The following is a 24,659-nucleotide window of genomic DNA, read 5'->3' on the forward strand; positions in this document are numbered from 1 at the left end:
TTAAAAAAACATGCAACATCTAAAAAGCACAGTTGATATTAAAGATAAATCGAAGCCAAAAGTTACCATGAAACAGGCTTTTAAAACGATTATTTGGCCAAGGCGAAAATTAGTTTTAATCGGTTTGTTATTAATAGTTATTAGAAGTTTATCTGGTTTTGTTCTACCAATGCAAAGTAAAGTTTTGTTAGACGAAGTTGTTCCTAATAAAGATTACAATCAGTTATACACTTTAATTCTTATTGTTATAGCTGCAATTTCTGTACAAGCAATCACTTCTTTCTTATTAACTAAAGTACTAAGCATACAAGCGCAATATTTAATTAGCGAATTACGTGCACAAGTGCAAAAAAAGGTGTTATCGTTGCCAATCAGTTTTTTTGATAATACAAAGTCAGGTGCGCTAGTTTCTAGAATTATGAGTGATGTAGAAGGCGTTAGAAACCTTATTGGTACTGGATTAGTACAATTAGTTGGCGGAACGTTTACAGCAATTCTTACCTTAGTTATTTTACTAAAAATGAATGTTTGGATGACACTTTTCACTTTTGTGCCATTATCAATATTTGGATTTATAGCTTTAAAGTCTTTCAAATTTATTAGACCTGTTTTTAGAGCCAGAGGAAAAATAAACGCCGAAGTTAAAGGAAGACTAACAGAAACTTTAGCAGGTATTAGAGTTATTAAAGCTTTTAATGCAGAAGAACAAGAAAGTCAAATTTTTGAAAAAGGAGTAGCAGATATTTTTACGAATGTTAAAAAAAGCATGACTGCAACTGCTATTATGACAAGTTCTTCAACCTTTTTAATTGGTTTAGCAACAACTGGCGTTATGGGAATTGGCGGTTATTTTATGATTCAAGAAACCATGACTTTTGGTGATTTTATACAATTTACCTTTTTATTAGCTTTTATGGTGGCTCCAATTGTACAAATGAGCAATATTGGAAGTCAGTTAACAGAAGCATTAGCAGGTTTGGATAGAACTGAAGAGTTAATGAACATGACTGCAGAAGACGATAACCAAGACAGAACAACACAATTAAACACTATTAAAGGTGATATTGAATTTAAGGATGTTTCGTTTTCTTATGAAGAAGGAAAAGAAGTATTGCATAACATCAACTTTAAAGCACCAGCAGGTTCTGTAACCGCTTTGGTTGGAAGTTCTGGTTCTGGAAAATCTACAATTGCAGGTTTATCGGCAACATTTTTAACGCCAAAAGACGGTACAGTTACTATTGACAATCAAGATTTAGCAAAGGTTAAATTAAGTAGCTATCGACAATATTTAGGAGTTGTTTTACAAGATGAGTTTTTATTTGAAGGCACTATTCGTGAAAACATTCTATTTCCAAGACCAAATGCAACTGAAGCAGAAGTATTAAATGCTGTAAACGCTGCTTATGTAAACGAATTTACAGATCGTTTTGAGAAAGGGTTAGATACATTAATTGGAGAAAGAGGCGTAAAACTTTCTGGAGGTCAAAGACAACGTTTGGCAATTGCACGTGCTATTTTAGCAAATCCAAGAGTCCTAATTTTAGATGAAGCAACCTCTAGCTTAGATACAGAAAGCGAAGCATTGATTCAGAAAAGTTTAGCCGAATTAATAAAAGACAGAACTACCATTGTTATTGCGCACCGTTTAAGCACTATTAAAAAAGCAGATCAGATTTTGGTTATAGAAGCCGGTAATATTGTAGAACGTGGAACTCATGACGAATTAATTACTCTTGAAGGTAGGTATTACGAGCTATACACATATCAATCTAAGATTTAAGCATTTATCATTCCTGTATTTGCAGCAAGTACAGAAAGTTAGCAAACAAGTTTAGCCCTGGTTGCAGCGGCATCCTTTTTGTTTTTCTCAAAAAGATATAGCGAAAAGCAGGAAATAGCTTCAAAAAAAATGTCATCTCCTTTTTACAGAAATGACATTTTAATTTATTGTTCAATAGAATTTGCTTTAAAAGAAATCAACTCATTAGTTTCAAAAGTAGGCTTTACTTCTATCGGATTACAGCAAACTTCGCAATCTTCAATATAGGTTTGTTGCCTTACACTTTGGTCTAAAACCATGGAAATGGATTCCCAACAATGTGGACATTGAAAAAAGTGTTCCACTACTCCTCTATTACTTTTAGTACTAATTTCCCTTTTTTATCACCAGTAAATAAACGCTGATACGTTTCGTAGAAATTCTCAATTCCGTTGTAAATATCCTCTTTAGATTTTAATTTTCCTTGCGCCATCCACATACCCATTTCTTGAGCAGCTTTTGCATAATCTTTAGCATAATCCATAACAACCATACCTTGCATAGTAGAACGCGTTACCAATAAAGATAAGTAATTACTTGGCCCGTTAACTTTAGCTTTATTGTTGTATTGAGAAATTGCACCACAAATTACAACTCTAGCATGCATACGTAATTTTGTTAAAGCCGCATCTAAAATTTCTCCACCAACATTATCAAAATAGACGTCAATTCCCTTTGGACATTTTTCTTTTAAAGCCTCGTACAAATTGTCTGATTTATAATCGATTGCTCCATCAAAACCCAATTCATTTACTAAATAATCGCACTTTTCTTTACCTCCAGCAATACCAATAACGGTACAACCTTTAATTTTTGCAATTTGTCCAACCACACTTCCAACAGCACCTGCAGCTCCAGAAACCAAAACAATATCGCCTTCTTTTATTTTACCAACTTGGGTAATTCCAAAATAAGCGGTCATTCCTGGCATTCCTAAAGTACCTATATACATTGGCATTGGCGCCAATTTATCATCAACTTTATAGTAATTTTCTCCGTTTGTAACAATATATTGTTGCACGCCGCCCCAACCTGTAATACAATCTCCAACTTTAAAAGTAGGATGATTATTGGCTTTAATTACTTTACCAATTGATCCAGAACGCATAACATCATTAATGGCAACTGGCGGAATATACGATTTTGTATCATTCATCCAACCACGCATTGCAGGATCTAAAGAAATGTAGTGGTTTTGTATTAAGACTTCTCCGTCTTTTAATTCAGGAATAGGATTGTTTTGTAATTCAAAAACATCCGATTCTACATTTCCTACTGGTCTTTTTTTAAAGATAATTTGCTTATTCATTATATATATTTAGTTTTTATGGCGCAACCTAAAGGTCGAGCTTTCGTTACTCGCTTTTTACAAAAAAGTAAAAGAGCTCAAACAGGCCACTCAATCCCTTGCGCGGGTGTACTTGCTAAAATAAGAGTTTAATTTAATAGTTTAAGACTTCTAACAAACTTTCTTCAAAACGCGCGTTTGCTAAATATTGCTTTTCTAAGTTAGGCTCAAACGGAATTGGAGTTTCTAAACTCGCAACACGTTTTACAGGCGAATCTAAATAGTTGAAACAATTTTCTGTAATTAATGCCGACAAATCACTAGCAATACCGCCAAACATAGAATCTTCTTGCAAAATTATTGCGCGCCCAGTTTTCTTTACCGAAGCATAAATAGTTGCTGTATCTAACGGTTGCAATGAGCGCAAATCAATTAAATCTGCTCTTATTGCAGTATTCTTTCCTAAGGCTTCTAACGCCCAATGAACTCCTAAACCATACGATATTATGGTAACGTCATTCCCTTCTTTTAAAAGCGAAGCTTTGCCAATTGGTAACGTAAAATAATCTTCTGATACTTCTTGATAAACAGATCTATACAATGCTTTATGCTCAAAAAACAAAACCGGATTTGGATCATTAATTGAAGCCGCTAATAAACCTTTTGCATCTTTTGGAAACGCTGGATAAATCACTTTTAAACCAGGTGTTTTGGTAAACCAAGCTTCGTTTGTTTGACTATGAAACGGTCCTGCTCCAACACCAGCGCCACAAGGCATTCTTACCACTACATCAGCTTTTTCATTCCATCTATAATGCGATTTTGCTAACAAATTCACAATGGGATTAAAGCCAGAGGAAACAAAATCTGCAAATTGCATTTCCATCACCGCCTTCATTCCGTTTACAGATAAACCATAAGCAGCAGCAACAATTGCCGATTCGCAAATTGGCGTATTTCTAACACGTTCTTTTCCAAATTGTGCTACAAATCCGTCAGTAATTTTAAAAACACCGCCGTATTCTGCAACATCTTGTCCCATTATAACTAAGTTATCATAACGTTCCATTGATTGTCTTAAACCTTCTGAAACTGCATCTACAAGACGAATATTATTCTTCTTTTCAGACGGAATTACTTCTTCAAAATCATATTCTTTATAAACATCTGAAAGTTCTGTTTCTAAATTTGGAGTTATTTTTTCTTCATTATAAGCTAACTGTAAATGTTCATCGATCTCTGCTGTTATTTCAGAATGAAAAGCTTCATTTTCTATTTCAGCAAGAATTCCTTCAGCCAATAAATAAGATTTAAAGTTCTTAATCGGGTCTTTCATTGCCCATTCTTCCATCAAGTTTTGCGGAACATATTTTGTACCACTCGCCTCTTCATGACCACGCATTCTAAAGGTTTTAAACTCTAATAAAATGGGTCTTGGTTCTTTTCTTATACTTTCTGCAAGCTCAGTAACTTTAGTATAGACTTCAATTATATTATTTCCATCAATTACATGGCTTTCCATTCCGTAGCCAATTCCTTTATCAGCTAAATCGCTACAATTAAATTGTTCAGAAACAGGAGTTGATAATCCGTAACCATTATTTTCAATACAAAACAAAACAGGTAAATACCAAACTGAAGCAACATTTAGCGCTTCATGAAAATCTCCTTCACTTGTTCCTCCATCACCAGTAAAAACAGCACAAACTTGTTTATTGTTTTTTAATTTATTGGCAAGCGCTATTCCGTCTGCAACTCCAAATTGTGGTCCTAAATGAGAAATCATTCCTACAATATTATAGTCTTGTGTTCCAAAATGGAAACTTCTATCTCTTCCTTTTGTAAAACCATTTAATTTACCTTGCCATTGCGAGAAAAGTCTATGTAATGGAATTTTACGAGTTGTAAAAACACCTAAATTACGATGCATTGGTAAAATATATTCATCTGAATTTAATGCAGATGTTACTCCAACAGAAATTGCTTCTTGACCAATACCAGAAAACCATTTAGAAATTTTTCCTTGACGCAATAAAATCAACATTTTTTCTTCGATTAACCGAGGCTTTAACATCGATTTGTATAAATGAAGTAATGTAGCTTTATCTATTGTATTTTTTGAATACGAAATTTGATTAGACATTAATAAAATAGTTGTTTGTTCCTTACAAACATATACAGAAAAAATATCAATGCATAAAAAAATCCTCATTAAAAATGAGGATTTGATAATATTTATGCATTTATATATTATAATTCTTTAAAAATAGCATGCATCATACGTTTTTTATCATTGATACTTTCTTCTAAAGCAATTGTAGTTTCTGTTCTATTAACTCCAGGAATTTCATCTATTGCATAAATAATGTCTTTTGCATCATTAGTTCCTTTTGCTCTTACTTTACAAAATATATTATAAACACCTGCTACAACATAAGCTACAGTAACGTTTGGTATTTTACGTAAATTATCTATTACATCTTGTGTCATAGATGTTTTTTCTAGAAAAATACCTACATGCGCAATAAAAGAGTAACCCATTTTTTCGTAATTCAAAGTTAACGTAGAACCTTGAATTATACCTTCATCTTCCATCTTTTTAACACGAACATGAATTGTTCCTGCAGATACTAATAATTTTTTTGCAATATCAGTAAACGGAGTTCTAGCATTTTCAATTAAAATATCTAAAATTTGATGATCTATTTCATCTAATACGAATTTCTTCATTTTTTGTGTTTTATTCAAATAATACCGCAAAAATATATATTTTTTACAAATAAATGAAAGAAAAAACGAGAAAAATTCAAAAAAATTAACTCTCGAAAACGATTTCGTTGTGTCCTTTCTGATTATTTAACTCTTCTTTTTGTATTTCTTCTAGTTTAGAAACAAATTTGCCTTCAATAATTTTATCTATATACTGAAATGCTTTATCATCTTGATTACCATATCTATGAATTACATCGAAAAATGATTTTTGATTGTTAGGAATGTCAAAATACAGCTTATACTCATCAAAGTTTTTAGCAATTGCTACATGACAAACTCCTTGTAAAAGCGCAAAGAAATTAAATTTACGCGCTTCTTCCCTATTATAATCGTCAGGAAAATGACCAGCTTCAATTAAAATTGTATTGTAACCTAACTTCTGAAAATTATCTCCAGTTGCAGTTGGATAAAACTCATCCGTATAACGCCCAATAAAGTTTGGTATAATTTGTTGCAAAAGTGAATTCATAGCAACAATTACATTCATTGTTTGCTTTCTCCCATCAGTTAGCGATCTTGTTTCCTCTTCCGAAGGTGCTAAAAAAGATATAGTTGCAGGGTTTTCTGTTCCCTCTACTCCAAAAATCGTACGCTGATCATGTAGATTAAAGCAAAATTGCGGCTTAAAATCATCTAAAACCGTACGCAACAATTTACTTTCTTTTGCTTGTAATGCAACTGCATCTCTATTTAAATCAATGTTATTTGCATTTACTCTTGTATATGCTTTAGATCCATCTGGATTTAGCATTGGTATAATTTTAATAGTACAGTTATTTAAAACCTCTTGTACAAAAGTCTCATTACTATTTTCAATAACATTTAACAAATCGAAAACAGCTTTGGTTCCTGTGCTTTCGTTTCCGTGCATTTGAGACCAAATTAAAATCTTTCGTTTTCCGCTTCCAAATGAGACACTATATATAGGAGTGTTTTTTTCCGAAGTTCCAATTTGTGAAACTTTTGTTTTATTCAATTTTAAAATATTAGGTTTAATATCTTCAAAAGTAATCCACTTACCAAACAACGAAGTTTCTTTTTGCTGCTGATATATTTTTTGTAATTCTAAAATAGAAAGTAATTGCATAGTTCTTTTTTACTTGACAAAAGTAACATTTTATTTTAGGATGTTTTACAAAAGTAAATTTATCAATTGTTACAAATGTAAAACGATAATTTGTGAATTTAATTTACAATTCTATTCAAAAATTATTTTTCATCAAACTCTTTCAATATTAAAAAAACCTCAGCATTGATTTTTATTATATTAATTATTTAATCGATTGTTTTTGAGTTTATTAAAAACACTTAAATAAAGTTATTATTTAAATTAATTTTATTGTGCTAATGATTTAACATTGTAAACTTGTAATTGAATTTTACAAATGTTACATTTGTAACATCGCAAATATGTTACAATGGTAAACACAGCAGATTTTATAAACAGACTTAAAAAAGTGATGGAATTTCACCAATTAACGGCATCTAATTTTGCAGATGCAATTGGCGTACAGCGCTCTTCTATCTCGCATATTCTTTCCGGAAGAAACAAACCAAGTTTGGATTTTGTTTTGAAAATTACAAACACATACACCGATGTTGATATGTATTGGCTTTTAAATGGAACAGGAAATTTTCCGAAAGAAAAGAGACAAACTACTTCTTCCCTACCAAATTTATCGGCTTCAAACAATAACTCTAGGTCTGAGAAAAAGATACAACGAATTGTTGTTTTTTATGAAGACGGTACTTTTGAAGAATACAACAAGTAGAAGAACTACTTATCTATTTTAAAATTTTATTACAAAACATATTCATTGAATATATCTTCTAATTCTTTTTGAGGATCAATACATAAACCTGAATGCGTTTTAGAACTCTGTACAATTGTACTTCTACAAGCTGCCAACCACCTGAATCTATCAGACATTTCAAAAGCTCCAATTTTACCTCCCAAAGAACTTCCTTCGCAAATCAGTTGCCAAGCTTGTAAGTAATTATTAAAGGTCTCTAGCGTAATCTCAGATGAAAAAGCTATTAACTTATCTGGGTTAACAAAGTATTTTATTCCTAGAAATTTTTTCCTTTTTGAAAACAAAATAACACCAACATTAAAAAACTCCTCCCTTTCTACTTTAGGAACAATTCTTATAATTGCATATTCAAATGTGTACTTATTTTGCATCTTCAGCCTCTTTTACTAATACATCTATCTTAGAAAACCTTGTGTCAATAAATTTTACATAAGCTTCTCTCATTTCATTAGGACTAAAAACATCTGACTCACTCAACAACCAATCTTCTGGTATGCTTGCAACAATCGCTGCTATTTTATCTAAATTTAACAACTGTTTAATTTCTTCTGACGCTTCAGCTAAACAAGTTGCTTTCTCTAACAAAACATGATCTTTTACAAGTGGAAAGGTTCTAGAAAGGTGATTCTCCCAATTTTTCCAATCGTGATGAAAATAAAAGCTAGCGCCGTTATCTATAATCCAAAGTTCATTATTCCAATGTAATAGATTAGTGTTTTTTGCTGTTCTATCAATATTACTAATAATACTGTCTAATAAGACTACTTTTGAAGCCGTCATCGGATCAACAGTACTTACTAAAGGATCATATGTAATTGCTTCAGATAAAAAATGCAATCCTAAATTTAAACCAACACTAAACTTTAGTAAGTCTTGTATTTCTTCGTCTGGCTCCGTTTTACTAAAAGAGTCGTCTAAATTCATAAAAACCAATTCCGGAACTTTTAAGCCAATTACTCGCGCAATTTCTCCGCCAATAAATTCTGATATTAATGCTTTTTTACCTTGACCTGCTCCTCTAAATTTTAATACATATAAAAATCCGTCATTTGCTTTTACAATTGCAGGAAGTGAACCTCCTTCTCGTAAAGGACAGAGATACTGAGTAACATCAACTGTTCTAATGTCTAATTTATTCATCTAAATTATTGCAACAACTTAGCCATTGCTTCTTTAATAATAGCTTCGTTTTTATTTCTACTAGAATGATTCGCTTTTCCTTGAAACTGCACCATTTGACGTAATAAATTTACGCCAACTTTATCAAAACCATATTGTTTGTATTGATTTCCTTTTACAACAACATCATCTACAAGGTTTTGAATCGCTTCAGTGTTATCACTTTTTGCAATAAACTCAAATGCTTTTTGATAGAATGCTTTGTCTTTGGCAATGTTCGTTAAAAACATACCGCTAAGTATGTGCTTAGCTACAAAAGGTAATTCGCTTTCATCTTTTTCTTCAATAAAAATACGTGTTAACGGCGTTGCTAAGACTTTTCTAATTTCATCTGGCATTGCTTTAGATTTTTCGATAGCTACTTTTTTATCCACATAATACAAACCAACCAAACCTTTACCAATTACTGAATACGATTTACTTTGTAATGCTTTTTCAAAAATTGGTTGCAATTCAGGATCTGTTAATTTACCCAATGTTTCAACGGCAGCAGCTTGCACCAACGTTTTGACATCATTATTTGCAATTTGCTTAATCTTACTAATAACAGCTTTTTTAGTGTGCTTGTTTATTAAATCGATATTTTCTAAAGCAAGGATTCTAATTTTATAAAAATCATCACTCATTGCATTTGCAATGGCATTAAACGCATTTTTATCATCTTGTTTTTTAGCAACTTCTAGTAAAGCTTCCTTTTTATGACCGTAATATTTGGCATGTTTTAACTGATGGATATAATCGCTCAAAACCTTATTCTCAACAATATCTGAAACTAAAACGCCATCTGTATTTATTTGAATTAAATCGGGATGATTAGTATAAGGTAACGTAAATGAAGCATCTTTTCCGTTTACAAAAACTGTATGACGCGCTGCATTACTTCCTTCAAAAACATCAATAGCTAAAGGAAATTTAAATTCTTTACCTTGTTGAAGCTGAATAATGTTTACTGTTACTGTTTTTTGAAGCTTATTATAATCGTAAGAAATTTCTAATTTCGGATGCCCGTTTCCAAAAAACCATTGATTAAAAAACCAATTTAAATCTCTTCCACTTACTTCTTCTAAGGTTAACCTTAATTGATGCGCTTCTGCAGCTTTGTATTTATAATCTGTTAAATATTTTTTTAATCCAGCATAAAAAGCCTCATCCCCTAAATAGTTACGCAACATATGTAAAATTGCACCACCTTTGTTGTAACTAACTGCATCAAACATATCTTCTTTATCAGCATAATCAAATCGGATTAAATGCTTGTCAAAGTTTTGTCCGTTTTTATAACCCTCTACATCTTCCAACAAATGCGCGTCTGCATCTTCAACCCCATATTTATATTCTCTCCACAAATACTCGCTATAACTTGCGAAACTTTCATTTAAAGCCAAATTAGACCAACTTTCTGTAGTAACTAAATTACCAAACCAATGATGAAAAACCTCATGTGCAATGGTGTTTTCCTGTACATTTTGATCTATTAATTGTCCTGGTTTTTGATACGCTTTTTCTCCATGAATAACAGCAGTTGTATTTTCCATAGCACCAGAAACATAATCTACACCAACAATTTGATCGTATTTATTCCAAGGATATTCAACCCCTAATTTATCACCAAAGAAACCAATCATTTCTGCCGTGTGTCCAAAAATTTCTTTTGCATAAGGCGCATATTCTTTAGATACATAATAACTTATAGGAAGATTTTTATTCTGTTCTCTTACAATTTCATATTCTCCAACTCCCATAAAAAACAAATATGGTGCGTGCTTTTGATCTAATTTCCAATAATCTGTTCTGTTTGTTCCGTTTTTAGTTTGAGAAACTAATTTTCCATTAGACAACGTTTTAAATTTATCTGGAACAGTAATATAAATTTCTTGTGATGTTTTTTGATTTGGCGAATCAATTGTTGGAAACCAACAACTATTTGCTTCCGTTTCTCCTTGTGTCCAAATTTGTGTAGGTTTATTTTTGTCTAATCCGGTTGGGTTTATAAAATACAACCCTTTTGCTTGTGTTATTGCTGCACTTCCTTTTTGTTTAACTTTTTCTGGCTGCGCAGTATATTTTAAATAAATAGTAAACTCCTCATTACGTTTATATTCTCTTCCTAAATCTATAATCAACTTTAAATTGTCATAATTATAATCTAAAGTTCGGTTATTCATTTTTACTTCATGAATAATCATTGCTTTTGCATCTAACGTAATTTTATTAGTTGCATAAAAATAAGGTGTAGCGGTAAGCCATTCTTCGCCATTTAATTTTTGCTCTTGAAAATTAAAGTCGACCTTTAGTTTTGTGTGAATTAATTTATGTTCTTTTTCCTTTTCCGCTCTATAAGTGGTCGTTTGAGCTGTTGCCACAAGGCTTGTTAAGGCAATTAATAGTGATAAAATTTTTTTTCTCATATATGTTTCTGGATTTCCTGTAAAAACAGTCTCGAAATTTCAGGATATTTATTTACTTTCTATGGATTCCTGCCTACCCAGGAATGATAATGAGTTACTTTCAATAAGTATTCCAAAAATAATAAAGAATAGTATTAAAAAATAAAAACCCATTATGGGTCAAAAATACTAAATAAAAGATTGTGAGTTGTTAATGCGTAGTTAAAACAAAAAAGCCATAACAGTAATTGTTATGGCTTTTTTAAAATATATAATTGAGTTGGTTATTCTTTTGCCTCTAAAAGCATTTTAAACTGAGAAAGACTTGCGTTATCTCCGTCTAAATTTACATGTTTCATTGCTTCCATAATTTTTCCAGGATTCATGTTATCTCCTAAAATACGTGCAACTCCTACTCCTGCATCTTTACTGTAACCAAAAGCTACAATTTCATCAATTGCATCTGCATCTCCACTATAAAACACTTTTCCGTTTCCTCTTTTATCTTTAAAAGAAACTAAGCTTTTATATTCTGAAGAATTAGAAAAAATTGCTTTTAACTTGTTCTTTTCAGTTTCATAATTTGCTTCGTTACCCTTATATTGCATTGCTACAATATTTACTTTTCTAATACTTTCTAAAGACTCTTTTACATCTGCATTTGCATCTTTTCCTTGAGACATTTTTAAAACACTCGCAGGAATATCTACAGTCATAAATCCTTTTTTATCTTGACTTTCTACTAAATAGCTTTGTAAAGTTTGTTCTTTTTTACAAGAACTCATCAATAAAACAATAGCTACTAAAGAAAGTATTGTGGATAGTTTTTTCATTTTAAGTTTGATTTTTTTGTGTTGATTTATATTCGAGCGCTTTTTAAAAGCGCTCGAAATAAATATATTACTTACTGTTCATTTCTACTTTTACATTGTTATCTTTAGAAAAAGTATCTGCTAGTTTAGACATTTTATTAATATCTATTGTTCCTGTTAAAGAAACAATTATAGACTCCATGTTTCCTTTAGATTTTTTACCATCGTTATCTTTGATAAACATTAATACTTCACTAACAAAATCTTTGTTTTTTGTAGCCTTAACATAAATCTTTACATGAGAACCCTTGTCTTTAACTCGCATTAATTCTGTAAGGTTAGATTTGCTAACAGCAGATTTCACCATACCTTCCATTTGAGAAGCAATACTAGAATTATCGGTAGAAAACATTTTTAATTCTTTTAAATCTTGAATCATTTTAAAGACTTCCATTGCTTCGTTATCTTCAGATTCTACATTAAATTTAGATAAAATTTCAAATGCATCTTTTGTTACTACTACTGTAGATACATCATCTAAATCTTCTAATTTATCGAACATTGATTGACCAAAAGTTAAACTTGAGGTAAATACTAGGGCTATTATTGTTATTATTTTTTTCATGGTTTCTTATTTTTACTTGGTTTTACTAATTTACTTGGTTTTAAATATTTTATTAACTGTGTCTTCGTATGTGTATAAACTTGCTACAGCCTGGTTTCCTTTGTTAAGGTTTGTAGACAACAACTTTAAAGCTTCTGTTACTTGTGCTAACTGTTTTTCTTGTTGTCTATGCTCGTATTCTCCATAACCTGCATACATACTTATTAATAAGACTACTGACGCTGCAACTTGTAACCATTTCCAATTCTTTCTCTTAGTTTTTCTAGGTTCTAATTGAATGGTTTTGTTAAAGGTTTCGTCTTTACTTTTCTTAAAATACCCAAACATATAACTATACTCTTGCAAATGCGATGCCACATTTTCTGAGGCAAAGTATGCACTTAATGTTTTCTCTTCTTGCAAAGTGGTTTCTGCGTTCAGATATTTTTCTACTAATTTTTCTATGTTAGCTAACTCCATAGTTGTGTTGTTTAATTAATGCTTCTCTTATTGTTTTTCTTGCCCTTGAAAGTGCTACTCTAATGGCTGTTGGTTTCATGTCAACCATTTTTGCAATTTCATCGAAACTATATTGTTCAATATCTCTTAATTGAATAATAATTTTTTGTTGTTCTGGTAAATCTTCTATCAGTTTATGAACTTTTTCTACACTATCATTATGTTCAACTTGCTTGTCAAGACCAGTATCTTTCTCTTTATAATTACTGTGTATTAATGTTAAATTACTAGCTTGTTTAGATTTTAATCTATCAAAACAATAATTTTTAGTCATTGTCATAGCAAAAGCTTCTACATTCTTATACTCAGACAGTTTTTGTTTATTCTTCCAAAGTTTAAAATACAACTCTTGCGTAGCATCTTCGGCTTCTTCAGTAGATACAAGTAATCGTTTTGCTAAACGAAATACTTTATCTTTAAACGGTAAAACAGCTTTTAAAAAGTCTGATTGTTTCATTTTTATTAGTTAGATTATTGTAAACTTTTTAGATTAGTAACGTCTAAATTATCAGGTTTACATTATTACGACGAAGCAATATAAATTTTGTTACATCACAAACCTATTTATTTTGTAATATTGCTAAAATACCCGCAAAGCGGAAGAAATAAAAAACATATACTATTACTATTCATATTACGTTACCAATATAATAAAGCCTTTAATTTTATGAAATTTACACGATTATTTATTTTATTTATCGCCCTTAGTACGTTAATTTCTTGTTCAAAAAACGAAAATATTCCATCGGACATTGAAGTTCAAACTTTTGTTTGGAAAGGATTAAACGCCTATTATTTATGGCAAGGTGAAATTCCAGATTTATCTGACAGACGTTTTTCTGCAGACCAACAATTATACAGCTATTTACAAGGATTTAGTAATCCAGAAAATTTATTTGAAAGCTTATTATTTGAACGTGGAGTAACCGATAAATTTTCTTGGATTGTAGATGATTACATCGCTTTAGAAAACTCTTTTGAAGGTACAACTGAAACTTCTGGTATGGAGTTTGGCTTACGTACTTTTGAAAACGATGCAACAAAAGTATACGGATATGTTCGTTATGTAGTTCCAGGAACAGATGCCGAAAACAAAGGTGTAACTCGTGGAATGATTTTTACTCAAGTAAACGGAACAGCCTTAACACAAGCAAACTACAGAAGTCTACTATTTTCTTCAAGCACTTCATATACAATTCAATTAGCAGATTTTAATAGCGGAAATCCAACTGAAAATGGAACTGAAATCGCTTTAGATAAAAGTCAATTTACTGAAAACTCAGTGCACACAAGTGCTGTTTTTGATGAAGGAACAAATAAAATTGGATACCTAATGTATAACGCATTTACTCCTCAGTTTGATGATGAATTAAATGACGTTTTTGCAAATTTTAAAAGTGAATTAGTTACAGATTTAATAATAGACCTACGTTATAATGGTGGTGGATCTGTTAGAACTGCAACCTATTTAGCAAGTATGATTACCGGGCAATTTAACGGAGATGTTTTTTCTAAACAAAGATGGAATAGTAAAGTTGAAGAAGCAACAGACACAAGTAATTTTATTAATAATTTTACAAATCAAATTGATAACGGAATTGTTAATCAACAAATAAACAGCTTAAACTTAGAGAATATTTATTTTATTACAACAGGAAGCTCTGCTTCTGCTTCAGAACTTGTAATTAACGGATTAGTTCCTCATATAAATGTAAAGCAAGTTGGTACAAAAACGTTAGGTAAATATGTTGGTTCTATTACTTTATACGATTCTCCTAACTTCAATAAAACAGATGTAAATCCAAATCATAATTGGGCAATGCAACCAATTGTTTTAGAAATAGTAAATAAAGATGGTAATAACGATAAAGATGGTATTGAGCCAACTGTAGAATTTCCTGAAGATTACGGTAATTTAGGTGTTTTAGGAGACAGAAACGAACCTTTATTAGACAGAACAATTACCTTAATAACAACTGGTGCAAGAGGTGTTTTTACTCCTCGAAACACTTATTTTGGTGAAGAAATTTCAAATTCAAAATTACATACACCAACTAGTAACAATATGTATGTAGAATTAAAATAATATTTTGCAGATTGTCATAATGTAACCTCATTCTTAAACGTTTGTTTAAAATTATTATGACAATCTGTTTTATATATTTTCGTCTAAATTAGACTCTAACAAGCCCTTTTCAACTTCTTTATTTCCAACAAGTTCAGGTCTAAAATCACTCATTAATGAGTCATTTTTAAATTTAGCGTGATCAAAACCAGCTTTCCACCATATTTTCATCTCTTTTTTATCAAATACTAAAGAATTCTTTGTTAAAACTGTTGGTGTGTAATATAAATTCAACTTAACATCTTGGTGTTTTGCAGATAATTTACCAATTGTAACATTATGTTTTTCTACGTGTTCTAACATAAAATCAAAAACATCTAACATTAATGAAAACGGATTTTTAGCAGGCATTCTATTAATTTGAGTTATTTCTGTTTCTAAAATAATAGCGTCAATTTCTTTTGCTCCGCGTTTTATGGCTTCATGTATTGGAACTAAACAACCAAAACCACCATCTGCATATTGGCAATGATTTTTTTCTAACAAACTCATAAAAGGAACATAATTACAAGAACCCCAAATCCAATCGCAGAAATCCTCATACTCACACTCTCTAATTGACTTATATTCAACTTGGTTAGCTGTTAAGTTAGAAACTGTTACCACAACATCCTTATTACTCTTTCTAATGTTGTTGTACATTTCTAAAGTAACATTATTCTTAATTAATTTTCTTAAGTTTTTACTTTCTCCAAAGGTTTTTCTTCCGTTTAAAAAGTTCCAAAATGTACTTCTGTGACGTATAGAAATAACTTTTACACCATGCACTCTTTTTACCCTAAAAGGATTATTACTAAATATAGAAGATTGATTTACAGAAGTATACAACTCCTTTAATTCATCAACCATACCTAAAGCTAAATGAGAAGTCATTAAACTACCTGTAGAAGTTCCTAAAAATAAATCATAGTCTTTTCCGCGTGTTTTCATTAAGTATTCTGCAACACCTCCTGCAAATGCTCCTTTGCTTCCTCCTCCAGAAATTACTAATGCTTTTTTCACCTGTATAAATTTGATTAAATTAGTTGCCTTAAAACTACAAAAATGAACCGATTATTTATCCTTTTTTCTTTAGCAATCTTAACTATTTCTTGTAAAAATGAATATCAACCAAGAAATATAGACAAAGTAACCATTCAAGAATTTAAAATTGATAGTACAAGCATTAGAGCAATTCAGTTTCTTGATGAAAACACTCTTTATTATGCAGGTTCTAAAGGAGATATTGGTTTTACTTCTGATGCAGGAAAAACTTGGGAAACAATAAACATTAACTATAACGATAGCATAAAACCACATTTTAGAAGTATTGCTTCCAACGGAACAAATATATTCGCCTTATCTGTAGGAAACCCTGCGTTGCTATATAAAGTTTCTGAAGAAAAAGAAACATTAATCTATAAAGAAGAACATGAAAAAGTTTTTTATGATTCAATGAAATTCTTTGCAGATAACAAACACGGAATTGCCGTTGGAGATCCAACTGAAAACTGCGCTTCTATTATTTTAACTTCGGATAGCGGAAAAACATGGTCAAAAATACCTTGTGATAAATTACCTGTTTTTGAAGATGGTGAAGCCTTTTTTGCTGCTAGCAATACTAACATTAAAATTATTGGTAATACAGTTTGGATTGCTTCTGGAGGAAAGAAATCGCGTATTTTAAAATCTGAAAACAAAGGAAAAACTTGGCAAATTTTCGATACTCCAATTATTCAAGGAAACGGACCGCAAGGAATTTATTCTATTGATTTTGCTGATAAACAAACCGGAATAGCAATTGGAGGAGATTACTCTAAACCAACAGAAAACAAAGCAAATAAAGCTGTTACAAAAGATGGTGGTAAAACTTGGACTTTAATTGCTGATGAACAAGACCCTAATTATAAGAGTTGTGTGCAATATGTTCCAAATACTAACGGAAAAGAAGTTTTTGCAGTTGGTAAAACAGGAATTTCATTTTCTAATGACGCTGGACAAACTTGGAAAGAAGTTAGCAAAGACTCTTATTATACTATTCAGTTTGTAAATACAAATACCGCTTGGTTATCTGGGAATAATAAAATTGGAAAACTAACATTACCTAACATGGAATGGAAAGGTGTAAAAATTAAATTGGATTAACAAAATTAGATCTATCGTTTAAAACGAGAAACAAAGTGATGAATCTTTATTTCTTATACTGTTAGATTCTTCGGTCATGCTTCCCTCTGAATGACAAACTACAAGTGTCATTTCGAAATGAGTGAAGCATGAACGATTAAGAAATCTTCTTAATTTCTACTCAAAATCTTGAGATTTCTCTTATGGTCGAAATGATGATAAAAATAATTTTAATTTCTTAATATTTTGTTAAACCCAAAGCTTAATCCTATTAAAAGAAATATCTTTAAAAACTAAAAACTAACCAAATGAAAAAACACCTACTATGGTTGTTATTTTTATGCACTTCAATATTAAGTGCTCAAGAATACTTTCCAAAAGATGATGGAGTTAAAACTCCGAACAACAAAACAATAGCCTTTACAAAAGCAACTATTTATATAACACCTACAAATGTTATAAAAAACGGAACTTTATTAGTTAAAAACGGAAAAGTTGTAAATGTTGGGCGTTCAGTTTCAATACCAAAAGATGCACAGATAGTTAATTTAGAAGGTAAAAATATTTACCCTTCATTTATTGATGCTTACACGGATTTTGGAATTGCAAAACCAAAAAGACAAAGAGGAAATCCTAATGCAAGTCCACAATACGAACCTGAAAGAAAAGGATATTACTGGAATGATCACATTAGACCAGAAACGAACCCAATAGCCGATTTTAAATTCGATGCTAAAAAAGCAAAAGATTTATTAAAAGCTGGCTTTGGAGTTGTAAACACGCACATGCAAGATGGTATTATTAGAGGAAACGGTTTATTAGTTTCTTTAAATACCCAAACTACAAATGCTTATAGAGTTTTAGAAGATAAGTCTGCTCAATATCTTTCTTTTACTAAAAGTAACAAATCAAGACAAATGTACCCAGGATCTTTAATGGGTTCTATAGCGCTTTTACGTCAAACTTATAACGATGCAGATTGGTATTTAAAAGGAAATACAAAAAATAAAGATTTAGCTTTAGAAGCTTTAGATAGAAACAAAAATTTACCTCAAATATTTTATGCAGGTTCAAAAATCAATGCTTTTAGAGCTGATAAAATTGGTGACGAATTTGGAATTCAATACACAATTGTTGGTGGTGGAGACGAGTTTGAGCGCATAAATGATGTAAGAGCAACAAACGCTACATTTATTATTCCAATCAATTTTAGAGCTGCTTACGATGTTTCTAATCCGTATTTAGCACAACATGTAAGCTTACATGATATGAGAAAATGGAACCAAGAACCTACCAACCCAAAAGTATTGGCAGAAAATGGTGTAACTTTTTCTTTAACTACGCATTCTTTAAAAAAAGTTGATGATTTTACCAAGAACATTCAAAAAGCCATCAAATATGGTTTAGATAAAACAAAAGCCCTAGAAGCTTTAACTACAGTTCCTGCTAAAATTTTAGGAAAATCTAACATTGGTAACTTACAAACTGGTAGTTACGCTAACTTTTTAATTACTTCTGGAGATATTTTTGACCCTAAAACTACTTTATATGAAAACTGGACTTTAGGTGATAAAAACGTAATTAATGACATGAATGTTAAAGATATTGCAGGAAATTATGCTTTAGCTTTAAACGGAAAAACATACGATTTATCAATTACTGGTAAAGGAGCAAAACAAAAAGGAGCTTTAAAATTAGATGATAAAAAAGTGAAGTCTAAATTTTCTTTTAAAGATGGATGGATTTTTATGAGTATTCCTTCAGAAAATGATGCAACTAAATTTAATCGTTTAACAGCTAAGATTACTGATAGTCCTGTAATTTTAGGAAAAGTAATAAATGAATTTGGAAACGAATCTCAATGGTCTGCAGCTAAAATTGTTAAGAAAGACGATGAAAAATCTAAAGACAAAAAGAAAAAAGACAACAACTCCACTCCTACCGTTTTACCTGTTTCTTATCCAAATGTTGGTTTCGGTTTAGCACAACAACCTAAACAAGAAACTATTTTATTTAAAAATGCTACAGTTTGGACAGGTGAAAAAGAAGGAAACTTAGAAAATACTGACGTTTTAATAAAAAATGGAAAGATTGCTAAGATTGGAAAAAACATTTCCGTTGGAGGCGCAAAAACAATTGATGCTACAGGAAAATATGTAACTGCTGGAATTATTGACGAACATTCACATATTGCAACAACTTCAGTAAATGAATGGGCACAAAATTCAACAGCAGAAGTAACTATTGAAGATGTTGTAGACCCTAATGATGTAAATATTTACAGAAATTTAGCTGGTGGAGTAACTTCTATTCAAATTTTACATGGTTCTGCAAACCCAATTGGTGGTCGTTCTGCAATCATCAAACTAAAATGGGGAGAAAATGCAGACAATTTAATCTATAACAATACACCAAAATTTATAAAATTTGCTTTAGGTGAAAATGTAAAGCAATCTCGTAGCAGAAACGGAACTCGTTTTCCGCAAACACGTATGGGAGTTGAGCAAATGTATATCGATTACTTTACACGCGCTAAACAATATGATGCAAAAAAGAAAAGCGGACAAGCTTACAGAAAAGATGCTGAGCTAGAAACACTTGCTGAAATCATCAATAAAGAACGTTTTATTTCTTGTCACTCTTACGTACAATCAGAAATTAATATGTTAATGAAAGTTGCGGAGAAATTCGACTTTAACATTAACACATTCACACATATTTTAGAAGGTTATAAAGTTGCTGATAAAATGAAAGAACACGGTGTTGGAGGTTCTACTTTCTCAGATTGGTGGGCTTATAAATACGAAGTAAATGACGCAATACCTTATAATGCTGCAATTATGCACAACCAAGGAGTTACCGTTGCTATAAATTCTGATGATGCAGAAATGTCTCGAAGATTAAACCAGGAAGCTGCCAAAACAGTTAAATATGGTGGTATGTCTGAAGAAGAAGCTTGGAAAATGGTTACTTTAAATCCTGCAAAATTATTGCATATAGACAACAAAGTAGGAAGTTTAAAAGTTGGTAAAGATGCAGATGTTGTTTTATGGAATACAAATCCATTATCTGTATATGCAAAACCTTTAAAAACTATTATTGAAGGAAGAACTTATTTTGATATTGATGCTGATTTAGCTAAAAGAGAAGCTATTAAAGCTGAAAGAAGCAAGTTAGAAAACATGATGCTTCATGAGAAAATTAATGGCGGTAAAGTGCAACCACCATCTAAAAGGGTGAAAGAATTATTCCATTGTGAAACTTTAAAATAGAAAGAAGATGAAAAATTATATATATACAATAGCTTTTTTACTTTCAATTGGAAGTTTATTTGCACAACAAACACCTGCTCCAAAGCAATCTGCAGATTACACCATTGAAGGTGCAACTGCACATTTAGGAAATGGACAAGTAATAGAAAACTCACTAATAATGTTTTCTAATGGAAAAATTACACACGTTGGTAATGCACTTACTAAAATTGCAAGACGCGGAACTGTAATAGACGCTAAAGGGAAACACGTATATCCAGGTTTTATAGTTGCTAATACAACATTAGGTTTAGGTGAAGTTGATGCTGTAAAAGCATCAATTGATGAACGAGAAATTGGTACTTATAACCCACATATAAGAAGTATTATTGCTTATAATACCGAAAGTAAAGTTGTAGAATCTATGCGTCCAAATGGAGTTTTAATTGTACAAACTACACCACGTGGAGGAACCATTTCTGGAACTTCTTCAATAGTTCAATTAGATGCTTGGAACTGGGAAGATGCCATTGTAAAAGAAAACGATGCAATTCATATGAATTGGCCAAGTAGCGTATCGTATTCTGGAAGATGGTGGGCTGGAGAACCAAGAGTTGTAAAAGAAAGTAAGAATTATACGGAAAACTTAAATAAATTTTCTTCGTATTTACAACAAGCTAAAACATATTTAAAAGGAAATAAATCTGAAAAGAACTTACCTTTTGAAGCTATGAAAGGATTATTTAATGGTTCTCAAAAATTATTTATTCACGTTAGTGGAGAAAGAGAAATTACAGACGCTATAACACTTTCTAAAAAAGAAGGTATTAATAAGATTGTAATTGTACATGGTGGAGATGCAGATAAAGTTGCAGATTTATTGGTTAAAAACAATATTCCTGTAGTTTTAGAACGCGCTCATAGATTGCCAAATGCAGAAGATCAAGATTACGATTTACCTTATAGAACTGCTAAAATATTAGTTGATAAAGGTATAACAGTTAGTATTGGTATGGAAGGTGATATGGAACGTATGAGTACACGTAATGCACCATTTTATGCTGGAACGTATGCTGCTTATGGTTTAGACAAGGAAGAAGCTCTAAAACTAATAACTTCAAATGCGGCTAAAATTTTAGGAATAGATGACAAAGTAGGAACTTTAGAAGTTGGTAAAGATGCTACTCTATTTGTTTCTGAAGGAGATGCTTTAGATATGAGAACCAATAAAGTTTCAAACTCTTTTATTAATGGTAGAAAGTTAAGTTTAGAAACACACCAAACTAAACTTTGGAAACGATACTCCGATAAATATAAAAATCAATAAAAAAATAAAAGCCTGATAATAAATCAGGCTTTTTTTATATAATATATTAAGTACTTTTGCGCTAATGAAAAAACTAACAAGTATACAAAATTCATACATTAAAGACTTAACTAAACTTCAAGAAAAGTCTAGAGAACGCAAGAAAAAAGGGTTATTTCTTGTTGAAGGAAAAAGAGAAATTTCGATAGCAATACAAGGAAATTATGAAATTGAAACACTATTGTTTGTTGATGAATTATTTTCTCCTTCAGAATTAAAAAACAACATAAATAATAATGTAGAGTTTATAGAAATCTCTAAAGAAGTGTATCAAAAACTAGCATACAGAGAAACAACCGAAGGCGTTTTAGCTGTTGTAAAAACCAAAGAATTATCATTAAAGAATGTTGTTTTTAAAAACGAAAATCCGTTAGTTTTAGTTTTAGAAGGAATTGAGAAACCCGGGAACATTGGTGCTATGCTTAGAACTGCAGATGCAGCAAATATAGATGCTGTTTTTATTGCAAATCCTAAAACAGATATGTACAATCCAAACATTATACGTTCAAGTGTTGGCTGTTTGTTTACAAATCAAATTGCTGTTGGTTCTTCTGAAGAAATTGTAACATTTTTACAAGAAAAAAACATTGCTATTTACAGTGCAACGCTACAAAACTCTAACGAATATCATAAAGAAAATTATAGCAATGCAAGCGCAATTGTTGTTGGTACAGAAGCTACAGGTTTATCTGAAATCTGGAGAGAAAAAGCAACGCAGAATATAAACATACCAATGCAAGGTCAAATAGATTCCATGAATGTTTCTGTTGCCGCTGCTATTGTTTTGTTTGAAGCTAAAAGACAACGAAATTTTTCAATCTAACACATTCATCTTTAAAATAATATATTAAAAATCTAAAATAAAAATGAAACACATTTTAATACTTAGTCTAAGTTTATTTTTTGCCTTAACATCATGTGAAAATGAGAAAAAGGTAGATACACCTTCAACAAATCAAGAGAAAGAAAACACTATATCATTCCAAAATAAAGGTCATGAATTAGTTTATAAAATGACTCAAAAAGTAGGAGATTATAGTAAGCTTAGCAATAAAAAAGATGTTGTTTATACATACACCTACCAAACTCCTGACGGAAAATCTGATATTTCAACAGAAAAATACATTTTTAACGGAGAATTATCTTACGGGAAATATAATAAACATCAAAGAACTCTAGCAAACTTAGAAGGAATTATAGAACAAGGCTATGATGGAAGCGAGTTTTGGCTGAAAAACAATGGGAAGTTAATTAATGATGCTAAAGCTTTAAAAAGAGTTGCTTTTAATAGACCAACAAATTACTATTGGTTTACAATGATGCAAAAACTTTTAGATCCAGGTTTAAATTATGAGTATTTAGGTGAAAAAACTATTAATAATTTAAATTACGATATTGTTAAAGTTACTTTTGAGTCTAAAGAAAATACTCCTAAAGATATTTATCAATTATATATTAATAAAGAAACAAACTTGGTAGATCAGTTTCTTTTTACTGTAATGGATTTTAAAAAAGCTGAGCCTCTTTTAATGGAGCTTGCATATGAAAATATAGATGGTCTTTTAATACCAACTAAACGTAGATATAAAAATTCTAATTGGAATGCAGATGTTACCGATAAACCTTGGATATTAGTAAATTGGACAGATATAAAATTTGACAATAATCTGAATAAAGAGTTGTTTAGAAAATAAATTACACAATAAAAAAATCCAGCTTTTTAGCTGGATTTTTAATTTACACTAATAATTTCTTCTTACTGATTTCCTAATATAATAGGCATTCCACTATCGCCAGAACCAATAACAATTATTTTACTATTTGGAGATTCTGATAACTTAACCGTTGCTTCGATACCTTTATCTTGTAAAATTTTATCAGTTAAAGATGCACTTAAAATACGGTTAGATTCCGCTTTACCTTTTGCATCAATAATTACTTTTTCTGCTTCTTTTTGAGCAGTTACTAATCTAAACTCATATTCTAAAGATTCTTGCTCTTGCTTTAACTTACGCTCAATAGCTTGTTTAATTGTAGGAGGTAATTTAACATCTTCTACTAAAACTCTTTTTACTGTTAAGAACTGACCTTCTAATAATTTAGTTACTTCGTCTAAAATTTCTTGCTCAATTACATCTCTTTTACTAGAATACAATTGTTCTGGCGTATAACGACCAACAACACTTCTTGCAGCAGCATTAATTGCTGGATCTAACAATTCGCGCTCATAATCTTCACCTTTTGTTTTTATTAAGCTACCTAAATTTTCAAATTCCGGCTCGTACCAAATTGTTCCGTTTACTTTAACCTCTAGTCCATTTACAGAAAGTACATTCATTTCGTCTGAAATTGATTGCTGACGAACCTTTCTTACAATCATTTTGTTCCAAGGAGCAACAATATGAAAACCTTCTCCGTATGTTTTTTCTGTATTAATACCTTCTCCAAGAGTTTCAAAAATAACTCCACCTTCACCTGGTCCTACAGTTACTGTAGATTTTGCGAATAATATTAAAAGTACCACTACTACTGGAATTAATAATCCCACTTTTGGAAATTCAAATTGTTTTTGTGCCATTGTTTGTTTTATTTTTTAATTATTCAAAAATACAATTAA

Annotated in this window: 22 protein-coding genes; 8 read left to right on the forward strand and 14 right to left on the reverse strand. The window is 30.9% G+C overall.

Annotated elements, in window-relative coordinates; all coding sequences use genetic code 11:
* Positions 1–10 precede the first annotated feature (10 nt).
* Positions 11–1,783, forward strand: coding sequence for an ABC transporter ATP-binding protein (locus L1S33_RS07480; protein ID WP_240561873.1), 1,773 nt, complete (start codon positions 11–13; stop codon positions 1,781–1,783).
* A 164-nt stretch (positions 1,784–1,947) separates the two neighbouring features.
* Here the strand turns inward: L1S33_RS07480 and L1S33_RS07485 are convergent, their stop codons facing one another.
* From L1S33_RS07485 to L1S33_RS07505, 5 genes are all read right to left on the reverse strand, one after another.
* Positions 1,948–2,127, reverse strand: a complete 180-nt coding sequence (locus L1S33_RS07485; RefSeq protein WP_240561874.1) for a CPXCG motif-containing cysteine-rich protein — start codon at positions 2,125–2,127, stop codon at positions 1,948–1,950.
* Positions 2,127–3,134 carry an NADP-dependent oxidoreductase gene (locus tag L1S33_RS07490; RefSeq protein WP_240561971.1) on the reverse strand — a complete coding sequence of 336 codons (1,008 nt, stop codon included), beginning with the start codon at positions 3,132–3,134 and terminating at the stop codon, positions 2,127–2,129. The genes L1S33_RS07485 and L1S33_RS07490 overlap by 1 nt, the downstream gene beginning before the upstream one ends.
* 130 nt (positions 3,135–3,264) lie before the next feature.
* Complete coding sequence (locus L1S33_RS07495; RefSeq protein ID WP_240561875.1) at positions 3,265–5,253, reverse strand: alpha-ketoacid dehydrogenase subunit alpha/beta; 1,989 nt, start codon at positions 5,251–5,253, stop codon at positions 3,265–3,267.
* A 107-nt stretch (positions 5,254–5,360) separates the two neighbouring features.
* Positions 5,361–5,840 carry an Lrp/AsnC family transcriptional regulator gene (locus L1S33_RS07500; protein WP_240552363.1) on the reverse strand — a complete coding sequence of 160 codons (480 nt, stop codon included), beginning with the start codon at positions 5,838–5,840 and terminating at the stop codon, positions 5,361–5,363.
* 85 nt (positions 5,841–5,925) lie between these two features.
* Entirely contained in the window at positions 5,926–6,969 is a 1,044-nt protein-coding gene (locus L1S33_RS07505) for a M14 family zinc carboxypeptidase (protein ID WP_240561876.1), read from the reverse strand.
* 331 nt (positions 6,970–7,300) lie between these two features.
* On the opposite strand from L1S33_RS07505, the gene L1S33_RS07510 reads away from it, so the two are divergent.
* Positions 7,301–7,654: a helix-turn-helix domain-containing protein gene (locus tag L1S33_RS07510; RefSeq protein ID WP_240552365.1), complete on the forward strand. Its 354-nt coding sequence runs from the start codon at positions 7,301–7,303 to the stop codon at positions 7,652–7,654.
* 29 nt (positions 7,655–7,683) lie between these two features.
* Here L1S33_RS07510 and L1S33_RS07515 read toward each other — a convergent pair whose 3' ends face one another.
* The 7 genes from L1S33_RS07515 to L1S33_RS07545 all read right to left on the reverse strand — a co-directional run bounded on the left by L1S33_RS07515 (position 7,684) and on the right by L1S33_RS07545 (position 13,654).
* Positions 7,684–8,067 carry a DUF3037 domain-containing protein gene (locus L1S33_RS07515; protein ID WP_240561877.1) on the reverse strand — a complete coding sequence of 128 codons (384 nt, stop codon included), beginning with the start codon at positions 8,065–8,067 and terminating at the stop codon, positions 7,684–7,686.
* Positions 8,057–8,836, reverse strand: coding sequence for a HipA family kinase (locus tag L1S33_RS07520; protein WP_240561878.1), 780 nt, complete (start codon positions 8,834–8,836; stop codon positions 8,057–8,059). Before L1S33_RS07520 ends, L1S33_RS07515 begins: the two co-directional genes overlap by 11 nt.
* 5 nt (positions 8,837–8,841) lie before the next feature.
* Positions 8,842–11,283: a M1 family metallopeptidase gene (locus tag L1S33_RS07525; RefSeq protein WP_240561879.1), complete on the reverse strand. Its 2,442-nt coding sequence runs from the start codon at positions 11,281–11,283 to the stop codon at positions 8,842–8,844.
* A gap of 263 nt (positions 11,284–11,546) precedes the next feature.
* Entirely contained in the window at positions 11,547–12,095 is a 549-nt protein-coding gene (locus L1S33_RS07530; protein WP_240561880.1) for a DUF4252 domain-containing protein, read from the reverse strand.
* A gap of 67 nt (positions 12,096–12,162) precedes the next feature.
* Positions 12,163–12,699 carry a DUF4252 domain-containing protein gene (locus tag L1S33_RS07535; RefSeq protein WP_240552370.1) on the reverse strand — a complete coding sequence of 179 codons (537 nt, stop codon included), beginning with the start codon at positions 12,697–12,699 and terminating at the stop codon, positions 12,163–12,165.
* Positions 12,700–12,729: 30 nt separating this feature from the next.
* Positions 12,730–13,158 carry a hypothetical protein gene (locus L1S33_RS07540; RefSeq protein ID WP_240552371.1) on the reverse strand — a complete coding sequence of 143 codons (429 nt, stop codon included), beginning with the start codon at positions 13,156–13,158 and terminating at the stop codon, positions 12,730–12,732.
* Positions 13,145–13,654, reverse strand: coding sequence for an RNA polymerase sigma factor (locus L1S33_RS07545; protein WP_240552372.1), 510 nt, complete (start codon positions 13,652–13,654; stop codon positions 13,145–13,147). The genes L1S33_RS07540 and L1S33_RS07545 overlap by 14 nt, the downstream gene beginning before the upstream one ends.
* A 210-nt stretch (positions 13,655–13,864) precedes the next feature.
* Between L1S33_RS07545 and L1S33_RS07550 the strand changes: the two genes are divergently transcribed.
* Positions 13,865–15,283 (forward strand): S41 family peptidase, encoded by a 1,419-nt coding sequence (locus tag L1S33_RS07550; protein WP_240561881.1) that lies wholly within the window; start codon positions 13,865–13,867, stop codon positions 15,281–15,283.
* A gap of 69 nt (positions 15,284–15,352) precedes the next feature.
* On the opposite strand, the gene L1S33_RS07555 is transcribed toward L1S33_RS07550, so the two are convergent.
* Positions 15,353–16,324, reverse strand: a complete 972-nt coding sequence (locus L1S33_RS07555; protein ID WP_240552374.1) for a patatin-like phospholipase family protein — start codon at positions 16,322–16,324, stop codon at positions 15,353–15,355.
* 42 nt (positions 16,325–16,366) lie between these two features.
* Between L1S33_RS07555 and L1S33_RS07560 the strand changes: the two genes are divergently transcribed.
* From L1S33_RS07560 to L1S33_RS07580, 5 genes are all read left to right on the forward strand, one after another.
* Positions 16,367–17,446, forward strand: coding sequence for a WD40/YVTN/BNR-like repeat-containing protein (locus L1S33_RS07560; RefSeq protein WP_240561882.1), 1,080 nt, complete (start codon positions 16,367–16,369; stop codon positions 17,444–17,446).
* A 287-nt stretch (positions 17,447–17,733) separates the two neighbouring features.
* On the forward strand, positions 17,734–20,697 hold the full coding sequence (locus L1S33_RS07565) for an amidohydrolase family protein (protein ID WP_240561883.1): 2,964 nt from the start codon (positions 17,734–17,736) through the stop codon (positions 20,695–20,697).
* 7 nt (positions 20,698–20,704) lie between these two features.
* Entirely contained in the window at positions 20,705–22,003 is a 1,299-nt protein-coding gene (locus tag L1S33_RS07570) for an amidohydrolase family protein (protein WP_240561884.1), read from the forward strand.
* A 64-nt stretch (positions 22,004–22,067) separates the two neighbouring features.
* Positions 22,068–22,865, forward strand: a complete 798-nt coding sequence (locus tag L1S33_RS07575) for a TrmH family RNA methyltransferase (RefSeq protein ID WP_240552379.1) — start codon at positions 22,068–22,070, stop codon at positions 22,863–22,865.
* 43 nt (positions 22,866–22,908) lie between these two features.
* A complete protein-coding gene (locus L1S33_RS07580) occupies positions 22,909–23,736 on the forward strand; it encodes a DUF6503 family protein (protein ID WP_240561885.1) in 828 nt (275 codons plus the stop codon).
* A gap of 62 nt (positions 23,737–23,798) precedes the next feature.
* Here L1S33_RS07580 and L1S33_RS07585 read toward each other — a convergent pair whose 3' ends face one another.
* On the reverse strand, positions 23,799–24,620 hold the full coding sequence (locus tag L1S33_RS07585) for a prohibitin family protein (RefSeq protein WP_240561886.1): 822 nt from the start codon (positions 24,618–24,620) through the stop codon (positions 23,799–23,801).
* Positions 24,621–24,659: the final 39 nt, after the last annotated feature.

Origin of the sequence: Tenacibaculum aquimarinum (assembly GCF_022478115.1) — a bacterium.
Classification (GTDB): domain Bacteria; phylum Bacteroidota; class Bacteroidia; order Flavobacteriales; family Flavobacteriaceae; genus Polaribacter; species Polaribacter aquimarinum_A.